The organism is Acidovorax sp., from assembly GCF_016783915.1.
In the GTDB taxonomy this organism is placed as follows: Bacteria; Pseudomonadota; Gammaproteobacteria; order Burkholderiales; family Burkholderiaceae_C; genus Acidovorax.
Genome location: NZ_JADHVT010000001.1, coordinates 90,719 through 110,772, shown reverse-complemented (window position 1 = coordinate 110,772; position 20,054 = coordinate 90,719). Strand labels below are relative to the sequence as shown.

Below are 20,054 nucleotides of genomic sequence, written 5' to 3'. Positions count from 1 at the left end.
CGAATGAACAAGGCACAAACAGGTATCACCGCTTCGGCGGGTGTCAGCTTGCCCGGGGGGCGGGATGAGCAGCTATCGGCGCTGGCGGATGGTCAACTGAATGGCGATGAGTTTGCCGAAGCACTGGCTTGGGCGTCGGAAGACGAAGGCCGCTGCACATGGGAGGTTTATCACCTCGTCGGTGATGTGTTGCGCTCTTCTGACTTGGCGCGCCCAGCAAATCCGGTGTTTCTGTCCCGCTTGCGCGAAGAGCTTGCCAAGGAGGCGCTGCCGCAGCGTCCCCATGTTCCCGCGCAGTTGGGCAACGTAGCGGTCCACCTGCCTGTAGCAGCCAACGCTTCGGTATTCCGTTGGAAGATGGTTGCGGGTTTTGCGTCGCTGGCTGCAGTGGCAGCCATTGGCTGGACCTCGTTCTCCCAACTGCAGGGTGCAGGCGTGGCGGGTGCTCAGCTGGCTGTTGCTTCCCCTGAGCGTTCGGTAGCGCAAGGCGCGCCTGTCGTGGCCGTTACCGATGCGGACGGCCAGCAGGTGATGATCCGGGACCCTCGATTGGATGAGTTGCTGGCAGCCCATAAGCAGTTTGGCAGCACATCGGCCTTGCAGATGCCTGCTGGCTTTTTGCGCAACGCTACTTTTGAGACCCCTGGCCGCTGAAGTGTGGACGGCAATTTCTAGCGCTGAGATCGTGTGATGAACCTCTCTGGAGCAGCGAAGGTTTTTGGAATTCACTGGGTTCGATGGTTTGGCTCGCTGATAGCTGCCGCACTGTGCGGATTGTGCGCGGCGTCTGCGGCGGGGGCTCCTGCCTCGTCCTCCGATTCAACTAACAGCGCAGTGGCCGAGCGCGGTATGGCGCAGTGGATCGAGCGCATGCACAGCGCACCCTGCAGCCGAACCTATGCCGGGACCTTTGTGGTGTTGTCGGCCAACGGGGCCATGTCCAGTTCGCGCATCTGGCATGCATGCGAAGGCCAGCAACAACTGGAGCGGGTCGAGTCGCTCAGTGGCACACCGCGCACGGTCTATCGCCGCAATGACGAGGTTCGTACCTTCCTGCACCAGGCGCGTGTTGTGCGGTCAGACCGTCGCGATGCATCCGGGCTGTTTCCACGTGTACCTGTGGTCAGTGGCACATCGATCGCCCAGTTTTACACGCCCCGCCTGCTGGGGCAGGAGCGGGTGGCTGGCTTCGTGTCGGATGTGGTCTGGTTCCAGCCTTCAGACACCCTGCGCTTCGGTTACCGGCTCTGGAGCGAGCGCGAAACCGGGCTGGTGGTGAAGCTGCAGACGCTGGCGGCTGATGGTCGGGTCTTGGAGCAAGCGGCTTTCTCCGAGCTGGATCTCAATGCGCCAGTGAAGGTCGATCAGCTGTCGCGTCTGATGGACGCTACTTCGGGTTACAAGGTGGTAGCACCCTCGGTGGTCAAGACCACAGCCAAGGCCGAAGGTTGGGCCTTGCGCCAGCCCGTAGCGGGGTTTGTGCCTGTCAGTTGTCACCGAAGGGCGGTGTCTGACGCGCCAGATGCCTCCAGTGTCTTGCAGTGTCTTTACTCCGATGGGCTGGCCTCGGTATCGTTGTTTTTGGAGCCCTTCGATCCCCAGCGCCACCCCACTCAGCCCCAGGTGTCCAGCATGGGCGCCACACAGTTGGTGGCCCAGCGTGGGCCGTCAGACATGTGGTTGACCGCAGTGGGAGAGGTACCCCTGCAGACACTTCGCCTTTTTGTAGGTCAGCTGGAACGCCTGCGTTGACAGACGCAGGGCGGTCTGCCAGGCATATCGCATGGGGGCGTGCCTGGCTGTGTGGGCATGGAGGGCGCCACACATGCACGGAACCATTTGGCCTCACACTCTTCACAGTCTCACACAATTCGTGAACAGCATTCGCCAAGAATCAAGAAAGGTCGAAGATGCCGAAGTTTGATGGAAGTATGTTGCGTTCGTTGGCAGTGGCATGCCTGATGGGTGGTCTGGCCACAGTCTCGGTAGCGCCCCATGCGGCGTTGGCACAACCCGCCCCGCTGGTTCGCGGCTTGCCTGATTTCACCGATCTGGTGGATCAGGTGGGGCCTTCAGTGGTCAATATCCGCACCGTGGAGAAAGCGTCCAGTCGGGCCAATGCCAATGGCATGGACGAAGAGATGCTGGAATTCTTTCGCCGGTTTGGGGTGCCTATCCCCAATGTTCCTCGTCAGCAGAGGCCCCAGCGGCCTCAGCAGGAAGAAGAGGCTCAGCCGCGCGGCGTGGGCTCGGGGTTCATCTTGACCTCTGACGGGTTTGTGATGACCAACGCGCATGTGGTTGACGGCGCTGATGAGGTCATCGTGACCTTGACCGACAAGCGCGAGTTCAAGGCGCGCATCGTGGGCGCAGACAAGCGCACCGATGTTGCCGTTGTGAAAATTGAGGCATCTGGACTGCCTGCTGTGAAAGTGGGGGATGTGAGTCGCCTTCGAGTGGGTGAGTGGGTGATGGCGATTGGCTCGCCCTTTGGGCTGGAAAACACGGTCACTGCGGGCATCGTCAGTGCCAAGCAGCGCGATACGGGTGATTACCTTCCCTTCATCCAGACAGATGTTGCCATCAACCCCGGAAATTCTGGCGGGCCACTCATCAACATGCGTGGTGAGGTGGTGGGTATCAACAGCCAGATCTATTCCCGTTCGGGCGGGTTTATGGGTATCTCGTTCGCCATTCCCATGGACGAAGCCATCCGCGTGAGTGAGCAGCTGCGCGCTTCGGGCCGTGTGACGCGTGGCCGCATCGGTGTGCAGATCGGGCAAGTCACCAAGGATGTTGCTGAGTCGATTGGGCTGGGCAAGGCGCAAGGTGCTCTGGTGACTGGTGTGGAAGCAGGATCACCTGCCGACAAAGCTGGAGTGGAGGCGGGTGACATCATCACGCGCTTCGATGGCAAGCCCATCGAGAAGGTGGCAGACTTGCCACGCTTGGTCGGCAACACCAAACCAGGCAACCGTAGTTCGGTGACGGTGTTCCGTCGCGGTGCGTCCCGTGATCTGGCCATCACCATCGCGGAGATTGAGCCTGACAAGCCTGCCACCAAAGTGACCGAGCGCGAGGAGAAGCCCAAGGCCTCTGCCGCTGCGCAGCAGATCGGGTTGTCAGTGACGGACCTGACGGATGCACAGAAGAAAGAACTCAAGCTCAAGGGCGGTGTGGTAGTAGCTACCGCCACGGACGCGGCAGCACGCGCTGGCCTCCGCGAGGGGGACATCATCCTGTCGGTCGCCAACACCGAAGTGGCGGGCGTGAAGGAGTTTGAGTCCGTGTTGTCCAAGGCTGACAAGAGCAAGTCCATCAACGTGCTGTATCGCCGCGGTGAATGGGCGCAGTACGCGCTGATTCGCCCCGGCAGGTGATGCGCCATGAGACCCAGAGGGGATGGCCCCGCACGGGGCGATTCCCTACTTCGTGAGGGGGCCATTGCGGCAGGTGACGATTTTTTCGATGGGCAGTTTGCAGCGTCCGGATCTGTCTAGATGTTAGCTTTTGCTAACTTTTTAGAGATCCATCAACCAGTTTCGATAGAATAGAGACTTGCGTTCAACGCTTATCTGCATATCGACTGGCGCTCTGTTCACGATGTGGGATGTTTTTGTGCAATGCACAGTTGATCCACAGCTCACCCACAAGTTGTCCAGCGTTGTTCCTGTGCAGACTGTGCATAAACTGTGTATAAAATTCCTGTTGCACCCTGGCAACTTCCCTCGGATACCGAGGGGCGGGCTTTTTCAGGCGGCCTTTTTGCCTACAATGAAGCTCCAACTATCGCAGTTGCCAATGATTGTTGGTTCAGGGCGCGTCGCCACTCGACGCGCCCTTTTTTCTTGTGCGCGCTGTTTTAATTCAATCACTTGACGCTTTCCGTTGATGAATCACATCAGAAATTTTTCCATCATTGCGCACATCGACCATGGCAAGTCGACGCTTGCCGACCGCTTGATTCAGCGGTGCGGAGGTCTTGCTGATCGTGAGATGGAGGCCCAGGTTCTGGACTCGATGGATATCGAAAAAGAGCGTGGGATAACCATCAAGGCGCAGACCGCTGCGCTGCAGTACAAGGCCCAGGATGGGCAGGTCTACAACCTCAACTTGATCGACACGCCAGGGCATGTGGACTTCTCGTATGAGGTGAGTCGTTCGTTGTCTGCATGTGAGGGTGCGCTGTTGGTGGTGGACGCATCGCAAGGGGTAGAAGCGCAGACTGTGGCCAACTGCTACACCGCTCTGGACCTGGGTGTAGAAGTGGTGCCGGTGCTCAACAAGATGGATCTGCCCAACGCCGATCCAGACAACGCCAAGGCCGAAATCGAAGATGTGATCGGCATTGATGCCACCGACGCGATCCCTTGCTCTGCCAAGACCGGTATGGGTATCGATGAGATTCTGGAAGCGATTGTTGCCAAGGTGCCCGCACCACGTGGCAATGCCGATGGGCCACTGCGCGCGATGATCATCGACAGTTGGTTCGATAGCTATGTGGGCGTGGTCATGCTGGTGCGTGTGGTCGATGGCCGCTTGCTCAAGGGCGAGCGCATCAAGATGATGGCCACGGGCGCGGTGTACAACGCCGACAACCTGGGGGTGTTCACGCCCGCCAACGAACCGCGAAATTCCCTCGATGCGGGGCAGGTGGGCTACATCATTGCTGGTATCAAGGAGTTGCAGGCCGCCAAGGTAGGCGACACCATCACGCTTGAAAAGAAGCTCCCCAACAATGCAGGGCCCGCAACTGAAGCGCTGCCGGGTTTCAAGGAAATCCAGCCCCAGGTGTTTGCAGGTCTTTACCCCACCGAAGCCAGCGAGTACGACTCGTTGCGCGACGCGCTAGAGAAACTCAAGCTCAACGACGCCTCACTGCACTACGAGCCCGAGGTGAGTCAGGCGCTGGGATTTGGTTTCCGCTGTGGTTTCCTCGGACTGTTGCACATGGAGATCGTGCAAGAGCGACTGGAGCGCGAATTCGACCAGGACCTCATCACGACCGCCCCCAGTGTGGTTTATGAGGTGGTCAAGGCCGACGGAGAAGTGATCATGGTCGAGAACCCTTCCAAGATGCCTGACCAGGGGCGCCTGGAGGAAATCCGCGAGCCCATCGTGACGGTCCATCTGTACATGCCGCAGGACTATGTGGGCCCGGTGATGACGCTTGCCAACCAGAAGCGTGGTGTGCAAATGAATATGGCATATCACGGTCGCCAAGTGATGCTCACTTACGAAATGCCACTCGGCGAAATCGTGCTCGACTTCTTCGACAAGCTCAAATCGGTCTCGCGTGGCTATGCCTCCATGGACTATGAGTTCAAGGAGTACCGTGCCTCCGATGTGGTGAAGGTCGATATCCTGCTCAACGGCGAAAAGGTGGATGCCTTGTCCATCATCGTGCACCGCTCGCAGTCGCAGTACCGCGGCCGCGCGGTGGTCGCCAAGATGCGCGAGATCATCAGCCGTCAGATGTACGACGTGGCCATACAGGCGGCCATCGGGGCCAACATCATTGCGCGCGAGACCATCAAGGCATTGCGCAAGAACGTGTTGGCCAAATGTTATGGGGGCGACATCACCCGCAAACGCAAGCTTCTTGAGAAGCAGAAAGCAGGCAAAAAGCGCATGAAGCAGATCGGATCGGTCGAGGTGCCTCAAGAGGCGTTCCTGGCCATTTTGCAGGTGGAAGACTGATGCAATTCATGCAAATTTTGACGTCGCTGGTACTGGCGGCCTTCGTCGGCTACATCGGTGCCTGGTATACCGGCGCTATCGAGGGCAACTTTGCGCTGCTCCTGTTTCTGGCGACGGTTGTCACCGGTGTCTACTGGCTGGCAGAGCGCATATATTTTCTGCCCCGGCGGCGCCAAGCAGCGCAGGCCATCGAGGATGCTGCCACCGAGCGGCGTGCAGAGCTGGACCGCATGGGCATCCAGAAGGTGGATGTAGATGTACAGGAAGCCAAGGGCCGCATTCTCATGCAACCTTGGTGGTTGGACTGGACGGCTGGGCTGTTCCCGGTGATCGCGGCTGTGTTCTTCTTGCGCTCGTTTCTTTTCGAGCCCTTCAAGATTCCATCGGGCTCCATGATCCCAACCCTGCTCGTGGGCGACCTGATTTTGGTGAACAAATTCACTTATGGCATTCGGTTGCCTGTCATCAACACGCGCTTGACCGAGGGCACCAGGCCAGTGCGCGGCGATGTTCTGGTATTCCGCTATCCACCGCAGCCCAGCATGGACTACATCAAGCGTGTGGTGGGGGTGCCGGGCGATGAGGTGGCCTATATCAACAAGCGCCTCACCATCAACGGTAAAGCTGTTGACACCAAGGCATTGCCAGACTTCTTTGAAGAAGACTCGATGCGGTATTTCAAGCAATTTGAAGAGCAGCTGGGAGACCAGCCGCACCGGCTGTTGAACAACCCTGATGTGCCTGCCTTCGTGCAAGGGGCCAGCAATTTTGCCTATCGCGAAAACTGCCGCTACAGTGTGGAAGGTGTCACTTGCAAGGTGCCGGACGGGCACTACTTCATGATGGGCGACAACCGCGACAACTCGCTGGATTCCCGTTACTGGGGGTTTGTGCCGGAGGGCAACATCGTGGGCAAGGCCTTTTTTGTCTGGATGAATTTCGGTAATCTCAAGCGTATCGGCCCGTTCCATTGAGTGCGGGCGATTGCAAATTACATTGAGGGGGTGATTGATGAAGACATATCGCACTGCAAGCCGCTCAAGCCAACGCGGGCTGTCGTTTTTCGGGTTGATTTTTGTGGGGGTGATGGCTGTAGCCGCGTTTGCCATTGGCGGACAGTCGGTGCCGATCTTTCTGGAGTACGTATCTGCGAAGAAGGCCATTGAGAAGGCCAAGGTGGAGAGTACGGTGCCCGGGGTGCGCGCAGCGTTTGATCGTGCTGCGGCCATTGATGACATCAAGTCCATCAAGGGGTCTGACCTTGAGGTGACAAAGCGTGGCGACAAGGTGGTGGTGTCGTTCAAATACTCGCGCGAGATTGCTCTGGCGGGTCCAGCTTATCTGGTCTACCGCTTTGAAGCGCAGACCAACTAGGTGCAGCCCGGTCTTTTAGCGCTGCAGGGCCGCCTGCAGCATGTGTTTGCCGATCCTTCGCTGCTCCAGCGTGCCACCACGCACCGCAGTTTCTCAGCGGACCACAACGAGCGGCTTGAATTCCTGGGCGACTCCGTTTTGAACCTGGCGGTGGCCAGCCTGCTGTACCAGCGATTGTCAGAATTGCCAGAAGGCGATCTTTCGCGGGTGCGTGCCAACCTGGTCAAGCAGGACACCCTTCACCAGCTGGCCCTGCGGCTCAAAGTGTCCGAAGTGTTGCGTCTGGGCGAGGGTGAAGCCAAGTCGGGGGGGCAGCAGCGTCCTTCCATACTGGCGGACGCGTTGGAGGCCCTGATTGGGGCGGTGTATCTGGATGCTGGCTACGCCAGCGCAGAAGCGCTGGTGCACCGCCTTTTTCAGGGTGTGGAGATCAACCCGCAGATGCAGGCTGCGTCCAAGGACGCCAAAACCGCGTTGCAGGAGTGGCTCCAGGGTCGCAAAATGAAGCTGCCGCAGTACAAAGTGGTGGCGACGGTGGGTGCGGCCCACCGCCAGACCTTCGACGTCGAGTGCGATATTCCCGAACTGGGCCTGACCGAGCGTGGCATTGGCGGTTCACGCAGGGCGGGTGAGCAAGCTGCCGCTGCAGCCATGCTGGCCACATTGAAAGCAAAGAATTTATGAATGACGCTACCAAAGATGTAGCTACTGACGCGGGTGCTGAAGGCGCCCCGGTGCAAAACGATCTGGAAGCCATGCTGGCTGCTGCGGGGGCTCCGGCTGCCGTGCCTGGCCAACGCTGTGGCGTGATCGCTATTGTTGGCAAGCCCAATGTGGGCAAGTCCACCCTGCTCAATGCCCTGGTGGGGCAGAAGATCAGCATCACCTCGCGCAAGGCGCAGACCACGCGCCACCGCATCACGGGCATTCGCACTCTGGAGCAGACGCAGTTCATTTTTGTGGACACCCCGGGCTTCCAGACCCGGCATGCCACCGCGCTCAACAAGTCGCTGAACAAGACCGTGATGGGTGCGATTGGCGACGTTGACCTGATCCTCTTTGTGGTGGAAGCCGGCAACTTCACCCTGGCTGACGCCAAAGTGCTGTCGCTGTTCAAACCAGGTATTCCCACGCTATTGCTGGCCAACAAGCTGGACATGGTGCACCGCCGTGCAGAGCTTGCCCCCTGGCTCAAGAGCATGCAGGAGCGCCACCCGTTTGCCGAGTTCGTGCCCATGTCGGCCAAGAACAAGGGCGACATCGAGCGCTTGTTTGGCATCTGCGCCAAATACCTGCCCGAGCAGGCCTGGTGGTACGGCGAGGACGAACTGACCGACCGCAGCGAGAAGTTTCTGGCCTCCGAAACCGTGCGCGAGAAGCTGTTTCGCTTCACGGGCGACGAACTGCCATATACCTCGACCGTGGTCATCGACAAGTTCGAGGAGGAAAAGAGCAAGCAGCACAAGCGCCTGGTCAAGATCGCCGCCACCATCGTGGTTGAGCGTGACAACCACAAGATGATGGTCATCGGTGACAAGGGCGAGCGCTTGAAGCGCATTGGCACCGAGGCCCGTCAGGAGCTGGAAAAGCTCATGGATGCCAAGGTGTTCCTGGAGCTGTGGGTCAAGGTCCGCTCTGGCTGGGCTGACGACGAAGCCCGTGTACGCTCCTTTGGCTACGAGTGAGTTCTGAACCCTGATCTTTCTGCCTAGCTGCCAGCCCACACGACGGCAGGTGTCAGTGGCGGTCCTATCACACCACCCCTTCCAGCAGCACCGTGGCCGTTGCCAAGCGCATCTCCGATGAACCCGCGTTCGTGCTGCACAGCTACGACTGGAGTGAATCCAGCCTGATCCTGGAGGTCTTCTGCCGCCGGCAAGGGCGAACCGCGCTGGTGGCCAAAGGGGCCAAGAAGCCCAGCTCCAACTTTCGCCCGGTGCTGCTGCCGCTGCAGCCCTTGCTGGTGACCTATACGCTCACGGGCGATGGCCATGCGGACATCCACACGCTCAAGGGCGCAGAATGGGTGGGGGGGCATGTGATGCCCACGGGCGATGCTCTGCTGTCGGGCATGTACCTCAACGAGCTGCTGCTGCGCCTGATGGCAAGGGCAGACCCGCACCCGGCATTGTTTGATGCCTACGCCGGGGTGGTGCGCGTGCTGGCCAGCGAACACGGCGATGCGCTGGAGGCGGTACTGCGCAGTTTTGAGCTCCTCCTCCTGCGCGAGATCGGCTTGTTGCCAGGCCTGGATGTGCAGACCATGACCTTCGCCCCTCTGAAACCCGATACCCGCTACACGCTGGTGCCAGAAGGGGGCTTGCGCGCGGCATCTGCAGCGGACCGCGCGGGCCTGCTGGGAAACCAGTGGCTGGCTTTGCAGCGTGGCCTGGATGATGTGGCCAGCTACACCGCCACCTTGCGCGCATGTGCCCCCGTGGCGACCGAACTCAAGCCGCAGCTGCGCGCCCTGCTGCAATACCATTGCGGCAGCCCGACGCTGCGTACCCGCCAGCTCATGATCGATTTGCAGGCCCTATGAATCCATCCTCCCACTCTCTCCAGCGCACCGCTTTGTCCGTGAACGTCAACAAGGTGGCCTTGGTGCGCAACACGCGACACCTGGGCATTCCCAGCGTCACCCGCGCCGCCGAGTTGTGCCTGCAAGCGGGTGCGCAGGGCATCACAGTGCACCCCCGGCCCGACGAACGCCATATCCGCAGCCAGGACGTGTATGAGCTGGCGACGCTGATGAAGGCCTGGCCCGACCGCGAATTCAACATCGAGGGCAACCCGTCGCAGAATCTGATGGACTTCATCCGCCAGGTTCGCCCGCACCAGGCGACCTTTGTGCCCGACAGCGAAGACCAGTTCACCAGCGACCATGGCTGGAGCTTTCCGCAAGATGCCGAGCGGCTGGCGCCCCTGGTGGCCGAATGCAAGGCGCTGGGCGTGCGCGTGAGCCTCTTCATGGACCCGGTGCCCGGGCAGATGGTCGCCGCCAAAGCCGTGGGGGCTGACCGGGTGGAGCTGTACACCGAGCCCTATGCCGCTGCCTGGGGTACGGCGCAGCAGGCGGTCGAGCTCAAACGCTATGCCGCAGCCGCAAAGGCTGCGCTGGACGTCGGATTGGGTGTCAACGCTGGCCACGACCTCAACCGGGACAACCTTGCGGCCTTTGTGCGCGAAGTGCCGGGCGTGCAGGAGGTCTCGATTGGTCACGCGCTGATTGCCGATGCATTGGAGCTGGGCTACGCAGCGACGGTGCAGGCGTACCTGGAGTGCATTGCCCAAGGGTTTGCAAGTGCTGATAACTCCTGATTTGATAGCTGTCGGTGCATATTCTTCGAGCGCTAACGGTTGTTTTTACTGATATTTCATGATCTACGGCATCGGCACTGACATCTGCGACGTGCGTCGCATTGCGGCCAGCCTGGCGCGCCACGGCGACCGGTTTGCCGAAAAGGTGCTGGCCGAGGGCGAACTGGCCACCTGGCGCGAACGCAGCGCGCGCTGGCCCGACCGGGGTTTGCGTTATCTGGCCACGCGGTTCTCTGCCAAGGAGGCTTTCAGCAAGGCGATCGGCCTGGGCATGCGCATGCCCATGACATGGCGTCACTGCGAGGTGGCCAAACTGCGCAGTGGCCAGCCCGTGATCGTGCTGCACGGCGCGCTGAAGGACTGGTTTGAGGCCCAAGGCCTGCAGGCGCACTTGAGCGTGACCGATGAGACCGACTATGCCGCCAGCTTCTGCGTGGTAGAGAAAATTCAAGCCAAATAGCACTGAAGCGCTAGATTTATATGTGCTGGTAGCTATTGATAATGTAGCAAATTGACCTTGGAACGTCCCATGACTGAACACGCCCCCCTCATCCTCGACGTCGCTGGCACCACCCTCAGCGCTGATGACCGCCGCCGCCTGGCGCACCCACTCACGGGTGGTGTCATCCTGTTTGCCCGCAACTGGGAAAACCGCGCACAGCTGCTGCAGCTCACCAGCAGCATCAAGGCGGTGCGCGACGACCTGCTGATCTGTGTGGACCACGAAGGCGGCCGCGTGCAGCGCTTTCGCACCGATGGTTTCACCCATCTGCCGCCCATGCGCGCGCTGGGAGAGATGTGGATGGATGACGGCAAGGGCGCCAAGGCTGTGCCCGGCAGCGGCGCCCTGCGCGCCACCAATGCGGCCACGGCGGCGGGTTATGTGCTGGGTACCGAATTGCGCGCCTGCGGTGTGGACTTCAGCTTCACGCCCGTGCTCGACCTGGATTGGGGCGAAAGCGGAGTGATCGGAGACCGGTCCTTCCACCGCGACCCCCGTGTGGTGGCGCTGCTGGCCAAGAGCCTCATGCACGGCCTGCTGCAGGCGGGCATGGCCAACTGTGGCAAGCACTTCCCTGGCCACGGCTTTGTCAAGGCCGACTCGCACACCGAGGTGCCTGTGGACAAGCGCAGCCTCAAGGCGATCCTGGCCGACGACGCCGCGCCGTACCCCTGGCTCAGCAGCACGCTCACCAGCGTGATGCCTGCCCATGTGATCTACCCCAAGGTGGACAGCCGCCCCGCCGGTTTTTCGCAGCGCTGGCTGCAGGACATCCTGCGCCGCCAGATGCGTTTTGACGGCGCCATCTTCAGCGACGACCTGAGCATGGAAGGGGCCCGCCGCCTGGACGGCCAGGTGGTCAGCTACACCGATGCCGCCGTGGCGGCGTTGGAAGCGGGTTGCGACCTGGTGCTGCTGTGCAACCAGAGCGTGGGTGATGGCAAGGCGGTGGACGAACTCATCACGGGCCTTGACAACGCCCGTAACCAGGGGCGCTGGCAACCCAGTGTGGACAGCGAATCCCGCCGCCTGGCGTTGCTGCCCGAAACCCTGCCGCAAGCCTGGGATGAACTGATGTACCAGCCTGCCTACCTGCAGGCGCTGGACTTGTTGCCCTGACCTGCGTGTTTTGGTGTGTCCGGTACGGCGCCACCCCTTACGGTGCCGCGCGGCTACCCGCTAGGGCGTGTTGAAGGGCCCTGGCGTCACAGGCGTCGGTGCGGCCGGTGAGGCATTGGCTACCGCATCCGCAGTGGCCGCAGGCGGGGCAGGGGGCGGCGGCACCCCCTGAAACCTGCGCACCACGCGCTGGAACACCAGCGCATTCGGAATCTGCAGCCAAGCCACGTGACCGGCTGCTGCGCCGTGGTCTTCCAGCGTGGTGTAGAGCAGGTTGATGTCCACCACGCGCCCCTTGGCGCCGGGCTTTTCGGCAGTGTCCAGCACCTCGATGTAGTCGCCAATCTTGAAGGGCCGCACGGTGAAGATCAGCAGCGCACAGAACAGGTTGGACAACACGCTCCATGCTGCGAAAAACGCCACGGCTCCCACGGTGGCAAACCCGGTGAAGGCGGTCCAGAGCACGGTGGCCGACACCCCCATGCGCTCCAGCACCAGCAGCACGGCGCTTGCAATGATGAGCCAGCGGATCAGGCCGTTGATGGGCACCACCAACTCGTTGGGCAGTTGGTAGTGGGCACTCGCACGGCGTACCAGACGGCGCAGGGTGCGTTGCAGCAGCCACGCAGCGAACAGGATGAGCAGAATCTGCGATCCCGGGATGATGACTTCGAGCCAGTCCTGCATCCATTCGGGTAGTCGGGTTTTCAGAACTTGCATGCGGGAGACGGCGGTACGGGTGTTGCGTTCGGTCGCGTCAAACGAAAAGAAGTGGAAGAAACTCAATTGCGCAATTGCTCCACGGTGTCCATTTGCATTTCAAAACTGAAGAAGCGGTTGCGGCCCTGGGCCTTGGCAGCATAGAGCGCCTGGTCGGCACGCATGATCATGCTTTCGGCGTTGGTGCTGTCGTCGGGCACGCAGGTGGTAATGCCGCCCGACAGAGTCAGTCTGTCACCCAGCGGGGAGTCAGCGTGCGCAATCGCGCGCACCTTGAGCAGCTGCCCCAACGCGCGTGCAAAGGTCATGGCGCCCGAGCGGGGCGTGTTGGGCAGGATGAGGGCGAACTCTTCCCCTCCGTAGCGTGAGGCCACATCCCGGGGACGCACGCAGACCTCGCGCAACAGGCGGCCTACCTCTTTCAGGCAGGCGTCGCCTTGCACATGGCCGCTGGCATCGTTGAAGAGCTTGAAGTGGTCCAGGTCGCACAGCATCAGGGTGAGCGGCGTGCCGTCCCGCCGCGCGGCCAAGATCTCGTTGTGCAGGATGCGGTCGAACCCGCGGCGGTTGACGAGGCCTGTGAGGGCATCGATTTCCACCATCTCGTTGAGCCGCTGGTTGGCGGCATGCAACTCGGCCGACATCGACACCAGTCGGCGGCGCATGTCCAGCAGGCGCCGCATGGCGCGCAGCTTGGCCATCAGTACGATAGGCTTGACGGGTTTGACGAGGTAGTCGTCGCCGCCCACCTCAATGCCGCGCCAGACATCCAGCTCGTTGTCCAGGCCCGACAGGAAGATGATGGGCGTCCAGTCGCCCGCCTCGCTCTCGCGCATCTGCTGCGCCACCCAGTAGCCATCCTGGCCCGGCAGCTTGATGTCCAGCAGCACCAGATCGGGTCGATGCGTCTTGAACAGGTGTAGCGCGGCCTGACCCTCGGGCGCCTCGAAGATGTCTGACACCCCTGCCCTCCGCAGTTCGGCCACCAGCGCCGCGCGCACGGAGCCCTGGTCTTCGACCACCAGCACCGAAAAAGCGTTGCCTGAGGGCAGGGGGGGCTCGTTGGAAGGGTAGGGGGCGTTGCTGGAGCTGAAGGGCACAGTGTGTCTCCTTGGTGCCTGTTGACTTGTAGAGGGGGCGGTCGCAGACCGCCCTCCGACGCAAATCAGGCCTCAGGACTCCCGGCGCAGCGCAGGGAACAGAATCACGTCGCGAATGCTGGGGCTGTCAGTCAGCAGCATCATGAGGCGGTCAATACCAATGCCGCAACCCCCCGTGGGTGGCATGCCGTATTCCAGCGCGCGCACGAAATCATGGTCGTAGAACATGGCCTCGTCGTCACCGCTGTCTTTGGCGGCCACCTGGGCGTGGAAGCGCGCGGCCTGGTCTTCGGCGTCGTTCAGCTCGCTGAAGCCATTGCCGAACTCACGGCCGGTGATGTACAGCTCAAAACGCTCCGTGACCTCGGGGCGCGTGTCGTTGGCACGGGCCAGGGGCGAGATCTCAGTCGGGTGCTCCATGATGAAGGTGGGCTGCCACAGCTTGTCCTCCACCGTTTCTTCAAAGTACAGCACCTGCAGGCTGGCCAGCGTGCGGGCCGACAGCTTGTCCTTCTCTTCGGTCATGCCCAGTTTCTTGAGCGCGCTGATGAGCCAGGCGGTGTCGTCCACATGGGCACCAGCCTCGGTGTACTGGAAGATGGCTTCGCGGATGGTCAGTCGTGCAAAAGGCTGGGTCAGGTCCACCGCACGGCCCTGGTAGGTCATCTGCAGCGAGCCCGTGGCTTTGAGGGCCACTTCACGGATCAGCGTCTCGGTGAAGTCCATCAGGTCCAGGTAGTTCCAGTACGCCGCGTAGAACTCCATCATGGTGAACTCGGGGTTGTGGCGCACCGAGATACCCTCGTTGCGGTAGCTGCGGTTGATTTCGAACACGCGCTCGAAGCCGCCCACGATCAGGCGCTTCAGGTACAGCTCGGGCGCGATGCGCAGGTACATCTCCTGCTCCAAAGCATTGTGGTGCGTCACGAATGGCTTGGCATTGGCGCCGCCCGGGATGGGGTGCAGCATGGGCGTTTCGACTTCGAGGAAGCCGTGGCTCACCATGAACTCGCGCAGGCCGCTCACGGCCTTGCTGCGCGCCACGAAGCGCTTGCGGGCCTGCTCGTCGGTGATCAGGTCCACGTACCGCTGGCGGTACTTCTGTTCCTGGTCGGCCATGCCGTGGAATTTGTCGGGCAGGGGGCGCAGGCTCTTGGTCAGCAGCCGCAGGCTGGTCACCTTGACCGACAGCTCGCCAGTCTTGGTTTTCATCAGCGTACCTTCGGCGCCCACGATGTCGCCCAGGTCCCAGTGCTTGAAGGCGGCGTACAACTCTTCGCCCACCGCGTCACGGGTCACATAGAGCTGGATGCGCCCGCCCACTTCGCCCAGCGAGCCGTCCTGGATCGTCGCGAAGCTGGCCTTGCCCATCACGCGCTTGAGCATCATGCGGCCTGCCACGGAGACGTTCACTGGCGTGGCTTCCAGGGACTCGTTGGTGGCAGCGCTGTATTCCAGGTGCAACTGTGCTGCCTTGTGGCCGGGCTTGAAGTTGTTGGGGAAAGCAACGCCACCGCCGTTGGCCTGTGCCTCGCGCAGAGCGCTGAGCTTTTCGCGGCGCTCGGCGATGAGTTGGTTGTCGTCCTGAGGGGGGAGGGTTGTGGTGTTGTCAGACATGGAGAGCCGCCCGCAAATGGAGGCGTTCAGAGGCGTTGTTCGAACCAAAACCCGTGATTTTAGTTTTTTGCACGTGCCGTGGGGAGCTTGTGCCCGTCTGAGCCCGGATAATTTGCCGCATGTTCCTTAAAGCTGGCCTCCTCTCGCTGCTGTTGTTGCTGGCCAGTCGCGTATTGGGGGTGTTGCGCGAAACAGCACTGGCTGCGGCCTTTGGCAGCTCAGGCATGGCAGATGTGGCCATCGTGATGTTGACTCTGCCTGATTGGCTTGCGGGCGTGCTCGTCAGTGGTGCGTTGGCCTATGTTCTGCTGCCGCATTGGGCGAGAGAGTCGGTTGCCCAGCAAAATGCCACACAAAATCGGGTGGCCAGATACTTGCTGGGGGGGAGCATCCTGTTGGCCGGTGCGATGGTGGCTGCTCACGCTTCATTGGGGGCTTTGCTGGTGCCTGGGGTGCCTGCGTCCCTTGAGGGCTCGGTCAGTCAAGCGCTGGTCTGGAGTGCCGTTGCGTTGCCAGCTGCCATGCTGGCGGGTCTGTGGGCAACGCGGCTGCAGCATGAGAGGGATTTTCTGGGGCTGTATAGCGCGAACCTGGTGGTCAACGGTGTGTTGATCGCGGCGCTGGTCTTCTGGAGTACGCGTGGATCTGCGACGGGCGAGGGGGCGGTGCCAACGTTGGGTGTCTTTCTTTTGGTAGCGGTGTTCATCAGGCTGTTGTGGCAGGGCTGGCGCATGCGGCCGCTGTACCACCACGGCAACTCCCAAATCTCTTCTTCCGCCGCGCCTGGACCATTGCCCGGCTGGCGCATCTGGATGTGGGCGGCCTTGGGTGCAGGTCTGCCGCTGACCTTGCCCTTCGTGGCGCGTACTTTCGCCTCCGGTACGGGTGAGGGGGCTCTGGCCACCTTCAACTATGCGTGGAAACTGGTGGAGTTGCCGTTGGTTCTGGCCATCCAATTGGTCGCTTCGCTGGCTTTCCCCGCCATTGCCCGCGCGTACGGGAGGCAAGCCGACTCTGACAACTCAAACGGGGAAGCAATGACATCCGCCGTACGCAGTGCCCTGATATTGGCCTGGACATTGGCCTGTGCAGCGGCAGCGGCGTTGTTGGTGGGGGCGCCCGCTATTGCCAGTGTGCTCTTCGGCTGGGGGCGCATGCACGCCTCAGCGTTGGTGCCGATTGCAGCCTGGGGTAGTGTGGGCGCCTGGGGCTTGTTGCCGCAAGCGCTTTTGGCTGTGGCTTTGACCATTTTGGCCACCGTGGGGCGCATGCGCTTTGCAGTGCTGGCCTATGCGCTGGCCCTGGCGGTCGTGCTCGTTGTTGGGGCCGTGGGTTACACGGCGGGGCATCAGCTGATGTGGGCACTCAATGCTGGGTTCCTTGCTGCTGCGGTGGTTGCCTGGGCCGCGCTGGGCATACCTGCCATACGGCGCTGGGTGCCGGTGAGAGCGTTGCTTGCGCCCTTTGTCGTGCTGATAGCCTTGGTGGCCTTGGCGCAATGGCTTGGCCTTGCGGGCGTCGGATCTTCTGCGGTTTCTGCATCAAAACAGGTTCAAGCGCTTTTTGCATCTGTAGTTTCTGCTATTGTTGTTATAGCGTCCGGATGGTTCGTCGGCCCCGGATTGCGCCAGGCCCTGCGGTCATAATCCGACTCCAACCATGATGGATTTTCTGCAGATCACCAATGACCCAGATCTGGCGCGCCGTTGCGATGCGCTGCCCGGTATGCGCTTGTTTGTCGATCTGGAAAGGAATGGCAAGGCCGCACGCCAGGCTGGGCGGAACACTTTCATCAGCACGCACCAACCCGAAGATGTAGGCCGTATCAAGGCCCAGCTGCAGCGGTCGCAGCTCATGGTGCGGGTGAACCCGTTGCACGAAGGCACAGCCGTGGAGTTGGACACTGTGCTGGCGCAAGGTGCAGACTCGGTGATGCTACCTATGTTTGATACCCCCGACGAGTTGCGCGCCTTCAGCCACATTGTGGCAGGGCGCGTTCCCATCGTTGCGCTTCTGGAGACGGCGGGTGCGCTGCATTCGCTGGAGTCTTGGGTTGATACCCCTGGGCTGCGTGAAGTGTTTGTGGGGTTGAACGACTTGCATCTGTCGCTGGGCTGCAGATTCATGTTCGAGCCCCTGGAGCAGGGCATGCTGGACAGCGTGGCACACAAGGCCCGTGCGTATGGCCTGCGCTTTGGCTTTGGCGGCATCGCACGGCTGTACGAGGGGCTTCTTCCGGGCCGTGATGTGTTGGCTGAGCATGTTCGCTTGGGCTCACAAGGCGTGATTTTGTCGCGCACTTTTCACCGGCCATATGAGCCGGGCGCAGCCCTGCACACCTTTGAGGCCGAGGTTGCAGCCCTGCGGCAGTCTGAGCAGACCTTGTCAACGCGTACGCCCGAGCAGGTCGCTGCAGACAGGCTGCGCATCAGCAGTGTGATACGTTCTATCGCAACGTCCATGTCCGCGCGGACTGTGGAGGCAGTGGATTGAAGCGGGGCGTGGATATCGTGCTTTCCTTGGTGGCGCTGCTGGTCCTGAGCCCGCTGCTGCTAGGTGCTGTGCTGGCGATTGCTTTAGAAACAGGATTCCCGGTGGTTTTCCGACAGACCCGGCTAGGGCTGAATGGGCGTGAATTTGGTATGTACAAATTTCGCAGCATGGTGAAAAACGCCGCGCGAATGGGCCCCTATTTCACCACCGATAAGGATCCGCGTATCACTCGCGTGGGTCGCTTCATCCGCCGCACTAGCATCGACGAGCTGCCCCAGCTTATTAATGTGTTGAAGGGTGATATGAGCCTGGTCGGTCCGCGTCCAGATGTGCCGGTGCAGCGCAGCCTCTACACGGAAGCCGACTGGGCGGAGCGTTGCAGCGTGCGTCCCGGCATCACAGGGCTTGCACAAGCGTTGTATCGGTCTGAAGCGACCTATGAGCAGCGGCTCAATGCGGATCTGCGCTACGCCCGTGAAGCGAGCATTTGGCTTGACCTCCAAATACTGGTCTGGACCATCAGGCGACTTGGGGGGGCGGCTTCGAATTAGTTTCGCCATGCGGCAACGAGGAAGCTGTGCATGCTACTCTTGAAACCATGGGTTGAGGGTTCGTTACCTCGTGGTCTCGAAAGAGGTGCCTCCCTATAATCTTTTTACCCATTTTTTCGTCCAACTTCGCGCCTTTCAGCAGGTGCTTTGATCCCGTGAACCAAAGACAGAATGACTCTGTGACGCAGAGAACGCCCGTCGGCTTTAACGTGCACACGGGCTCGGATGTCGAAGCCATGCTGGAAGTGATGGGGCTTCATTCGATAGAGCAGCTGTTTGCTGATGTACCCGCGCAGGTGCGGCTGCGTCGTGCGCTCAGGTTGCCCCCCGCTCTCAGTGAATGGGAGCTCATGCGTGACGTCCGCGCCATGGCGGATATGAACGCCACAGTGCAGTCCCACTCTAGTTTCCTCGGCTGTGGTGCTTACGAGCACTACATTCCGGCAGTAGTGGATGCCATGGTCTCGCGCGGGGAGTTTTTGACCGCGTATACCCCCTATCAGCCTGAAATGAGTCAGGGTCTGCTCCAAGCGCTGTATGAGTTCCAGGTGCTGGTAGGGCGTCTTTTGGGGCAGGACTGTGTGAACTGCTCCGTCTACGACGGCGCCACCGCATTGGCCGAATCTTGCTGGATGATGTGCTCTGCCAGCGGCAAACGCCGTGTGGTGGTTGCTCAAGCTGTCTGGCAGCAATATCGCGAGGTACTCGACACCTACTTGATGCCCCGCGGCGTTCAGCTGGTGTATGTAGGACAGGATTTACACACTGGCATGGCAGACATCGCAGCGATTGCGGATATGGTCTTGGCTGGTGACGTGGCTGGTGTTGTCTTGCAAAGCCCGAATGCCTTGGGGGTGATTGAGGATGTCCAGGCGATTGCACAGGTTTGTCAATCGAACAATGTGCTGCTTGCAGTATGTGTTAATCCCTTCCTTTGCGGCTGGCTGGAAGCGCCTGGCACGCTTGGTGCAGACATCGTGGTATGCGAAGGGCAGCCTCTGGGCTTGCCCCTGAGTGCTGGTGGGCCCTATGTTGGCATCATCGCGTGCGCCAAACCCCTTGAACGTTATCTGCCTGGTCGTCTGGTCGGCAGAGTGCATGACCTCAATGGAAAGCTTGGTTATGCATTGGTAAAGGAGGATCGAGAGCAGCATGTAGCCCGTGACAAGGCGACGAGCCACATCTGCTCCAACCAAGCCCTCAATGCTATTCGTGTGGCAATTTATCTGGCCTGTCTGGGCGAACGCAACTTCATGCGTATCGCTCAAACGAATGCAGCCAAAGCGTTACAGCTGCGTGAGCTGGTCACGGGGTTGGAGGGAGTCAAGTTACTGCGCAGCGGCGACCATTTCAACGAGTTTGCCGTCGAACTGCCAATGGATGCAGCCATGTTCTGTGCTCGCATGTGCAATCGCGGTGTTTTTGCAGGCGTGCCGATCGATAAGTTGCTCGTGGGTCATGAAAGAGGCTTGCTGATTGCCGCGACAGAGACCAAGAGTCATGCCGATTTACAGGCGTATGTGAAACACGCGAGTGCGTGCCTGCAGGAGTCCTGAT

19 protein-coding genes are annotated in these 20,054 nt (G+C 60.8%); 16 read left to right on the top strand and 3 right to left on the bottom strand.

All coding sequences use genetic code 11. The features are described 5' to 3' along the window. The first annotated feature begins 3 nt into the window (after nucleotides 1-3). The 12 genes from ISS20_RS00545 to nagZ all read left to right on the top strand — a co-directional run bounded on the left by ISS20_RS00545 (nucleotide 4) and on the right by nagZ (nucleotide 12,016). Complete coding sequence (locus ISS20_RS00545) at nucleotides 4-654, top strand: sigma-E factor negative regulatory protein (protein ID WP_291432732.1); 651 nt, start codon at nucleotides 4-6, stop codon at nucleotides 652-654. 36 nt (nucleotides 655-690) lie between these two features. Further along, nucleotides 691-1,752: a MucB/RseB C-terminal domain-containing protein gene (locus ISS20_RS00540; RefSeq protein ID WP_291432731.1), complete on the top strand. Its 1,062-nt coding sequence runs from the start codon at nucleotides 691-693 to the stop codon at nucleotides 1,750-1,752. Between the two features lie 158 nt (nucleotides 1,753-1,910). Further along, a complete protein-coding gene (locus tag ISS20_RS00535) occupies nucleotides 1,911-3,380 on the top strand; it encodes a Do family serine endopeptidase (protein ID WP_291432730.1) in 1,470 nt (489 codons plus the stop codon). Between the two features lie 511 nt (nucleotides 3,381-3,891). After that, nucleotides 3,892-5,700, top strand: a complete 1,809-nt coding sequence (gene lepA / locus ISS20_RS00530) for a translation elongation factor 4 (protein ID WP_121943428.1) — start codon at nucleotides 3,892-3,894, stop codon at nucleotides 5,698-5,700. Further along, nucleotides 5,700-6,674: a signal peptidase I gene (gene lepB / locus ISS20_RS00525; RefSeq protein ID WP_291432729.1), complete on the top strand. Its 975-nt coding sequence runs from the start codon at nucleotides 5,700-5,702 to the stop codon at nucleotides 6,672-6,674. The genes lepA and lepB overlap by 1 nt, the downstream gene beginning before the upstream one ends. A 37-nt stretch (nucleotides 6,675-6,711) precedes the next feature. Further along, nucleotides 6,712-7,074 (top strand): DUF4845 domain-containing protein, encoded by a 363-nt coding sequence (locus ISS20_RS00520; protein WP_291432728.1) that lies wholly within the window; start codon nucleotides 6,712-6,714, stop codon nucleotides 7,072-7,074. Further along, a complete protein-coding gene (gene rnc / locus ISS20_RS00515) occupies nucleotides 7,075-7,758 on the top strand; it encodes a ribonuclease III (RefSeq protein WP_291432727.1) in 684 nt (227 codons plus the stop codon). After that, nucleotides 7,755-8,759, top strand: a complete 1,005-nt coding sequence (gene era, locus ISS20_RS00510) for a GTPase Era (protein ID WP_291432726.1) — start codon at nucleotides 7,755-7,757, stop codon at nucleotides 8,757-8,759. The genes rnc and era overlap by 4 nt, the downstream gene beginning before the upstream one ends. 92 nt (nucleotides 8,760-8,851) lie before the next feature. Next, nucleotides 8,852-9,616, top strand: coding sequence for a DNA repair protein RecO (gene recO, locus ISS20_RS00505; protein WP_291432725.1), 765 nt, complete (start codon nucleotides 8,852-8,854; stop codon nucleotides 9,614-9,616). Continuing rightward, nucleotides 9,613-10,395 (top strand): pyridoxine 5'-phosphate synthase, encoded by a 783-nt coding sequence (locus ISS20_RS00500; RefSeq protein ID WP_291432724.1) that lies wholly within the window; start codon nucleotides 9,613-9,615, stop codon nucleotides 10,393-10,395. The genes recO and ISS20_RS00500 overlap by 4 nt, the downstream gene beginning before the upstream one ends. 58 nt (nucleotides 10,396-10,453) lie before the next feature. Further along, nucleotides 10,454-10,855 (top strand): holo-ACP synthase, encoded by a 402-nt coding sequence (gene acpS, locus ISS20_RS00495; RefSeq protein ID WP_291432723.1) that lies wholly within the window; start codon nucleotides 10,454-10,456, stop codon nucleotides 10,853-10,855. Nucleotides 10,856-10,924: 69 nt separating this feature from the next. Beyond that, the gene (nagZ, locus tag ISS20_RS00490; protein WP_291432722.1) at nucleotides 10,925-12,016 is read left to right on the top strand and encodes a beta-N-acetylhexosaminidase; all 1,092 of its coding nucleotides are present in this window, start codon (nucleotides 10,925-10,927) and stop codon (nucleotides 12,014-12,016) included. Between the two features lie 60 nt (nucleotides 12,017-12,076). Here the strand turns inward: nagZ and ISS20_RS00485 are convergent, their stop codons facing one another. The 3 genes from ISS20_RS00485 to lysS all read right to left on the bottom strand — a co-directional run bounded on the left by ISS20_RS00485 (nucleotide 12,077) and on the right by lysS (nucleotide 15,453). Further along, nucleotides 12,077-12,736: a mechanosensitive ion channel family protein gene (locus ISS20_RS00485; protein WP_291432721.1), complete on the bottom strand. Its 660-nt coding sequence runs from the start codon at nucleotides 12,734-12,736 to the stop codon at nucleotides 12,077-12,079. Nucleotides 12,737-12,798: 62 nt separating this feature from the next. Next, nucleotides 12,799-13,836, bottom strand: a complete 1,038-nt coding sequence (locus ISS20_RS00480; protein WP_291432720.1) for a diguanylate cyclase — start codon at nucleotides 13,834-13,836, stop codon at nucleotides 12,799-12,801. A gap of 72 nt (nucleotides 13,837-13,908) precedes the next feature. Further along, nucleotides 13,909-15,453: a lysine--tRNA ligase gene (lysS, locus tag ISS20_RS00475; protein WP_291432719.1), complete on the bottom strand. Its 1,545-nt coding sequence runs from the start codon at nucleotides 15,451-15,453 to the stop codon at nucleotides 13,909-13,911. A 119-nt stretch (nucleotides 15,454-15,572) separates the two neighbouring features. Between lysS and ISS20_RS00470 the strand changes: the two genes are divergently transcribed. The 4 genes from ISS20_RS00470 (at nucleotide 15,573) to gcvPA (ending at nucleotide 20,053) form a co-directional block, all read left to right on the top strand. Further along, nucleotides 15,573-17,099 (top strand): lipid II flippase MurJ, encoded by a 1,527-nt coding sequence (locus ISS20_RS00470; RefSeq protein ID WP_291432718.1) that lies wholly within the window; start codon nucleotides 15,573-15,575, stop codon nucleotides 17,097-17,099. A 13-nt stretch (nucleotides 17,100-17,112) separates the two neighbouring features. Continuing rightward, nucleotides 17,113-17,946, top strand: a complete 834-nt coding sequence (locus tag ISS20_RS00465) for an aldolase/citrate lyase family protein (protein ID WP_291432717.1) — start codon at nucleotides 17,113-17,115, stop codon at nucleotides 17,944-17,946. A gap of 8 nt (nucleotides 17,947-17,954) precedes the next feature. Continuing rightward, the gene (locus ISS20_RS00460) at nucleotides 17,955-18,497 is read left to right on the top strand and encodes a sugar transferase (RefSeq protein WP_291432716.1); all 543 of its coding nucleotides are present in this window, start codon (nucleotides 17,955-17,957) and stop codon (nucleotides 18,495-18,497) included. A 179-nt stretch (nucleotides 18,498-18,676) separates the two neighbouring features. Then, complete coding sequence (gcvPA, locus tag ISS20_RS00455) at nucleotides 18,677-20,053, top strand: aminomethyl-transferring glycine dehydrogenase subunit GcvPA (RefSeq protein WP_291432715.1); 1,377 nt, start codon at nucleotides 18,677-18,679, stop codon at nucleotides 20,051-20,053. Nucleotide 20,054 lies beyond the last annotated feature (1 nt).

Coding starts and splice junctions, on each gene's coding strand:
- ISS20_RS00545 (WP_291432732.1), top strand. CDS start 4: ATGAACAAGGCACAAACAGGTATCACCGCTTCGGCGGGTGTCAGCTTG.
- ISS20_RS00540 (WP_291432731.1), top strand. CDS start 691: ATGAACCTCTCTGGAGCAGCGAAGGTTTTTGGAATTCACTGGGTTCGA.
- ISS20_RS00535 (WP_291432730.1), top strand. CDS start 1,911: ATGCCGAAGTTTGATGGAAGTATGTTGCGTTCGTTGGCAGTGGCATGC.
- lepA (WP_121943428.1), top strand. CDS start 3,892: ATGAATCACATCAGAAATTTTTCCATCATTGCGCACATCGACCATGGC.
- lepB (WP_291432729.1), top strand. CDS start 5,700: ATGCAATTCATGCAAATTTTGACGTCGCTGGTACTGGCGGCCTTCGTC.
- ISS20_RS00520 (WP_291432728.1), top strand. CDS start 6,712: ATGAAGACATATCGCACTGCAAGCCGCTCAAGCCAACGCGGGCTGTCG.
- era (WP_291432726.1), top strand. CDS start 7,755: ATGAATGACGCTACCAAAGATGTAGCTACTGACGCGGGTGCTGAAGGC.
- ISS20_RS00500 (WP_291432724.1), top strand. CDS start 9,613: ATGAATCCATCCTCCCACTCTCTCCAGCGCACCGCTTTGTCCGTGAAC.
- acpS (WP_291432723.1), top strand. CDS start 10,454: ATGATCTACGGCATCGGCACTGACATCTGCGACGTGCGTCGCATTGCG.
- nagZ (WP_291432722.1), top strand. CDS start 10,925: ATGACTGAACACGCCCCCCTCATCCTCGACGTCGCTGGCACCACCCTC.
- ISS20_RS00485 (WP_291432721.1), bottom strand. CDS start 12,736: ATGCAAGTTCTGAAAACCCGACTACCCGAATGGATGCAGGACTGGCTC.
- lysS (WP_291432719.1), bottom strand. CDS start 15,453: ATGTCTGACAACACCACAACCCTCCCCCCTCAGGACGACAACCAACTC.
- ISS20_RS00470 (WP_291432718.1), top strand. CDS start 15,573: ATGTTCCTTAAAGCTGGCCTCCTCTCGCTGCTGTTGTTGCTGGCCAGT.
- ISS20_RS00465 (WP_291432717.1), top strand. CDS start 17,113: ATGATGGATTTTCTGCAGATCACCAATGACCCAGATCTGGCGCGCCGT.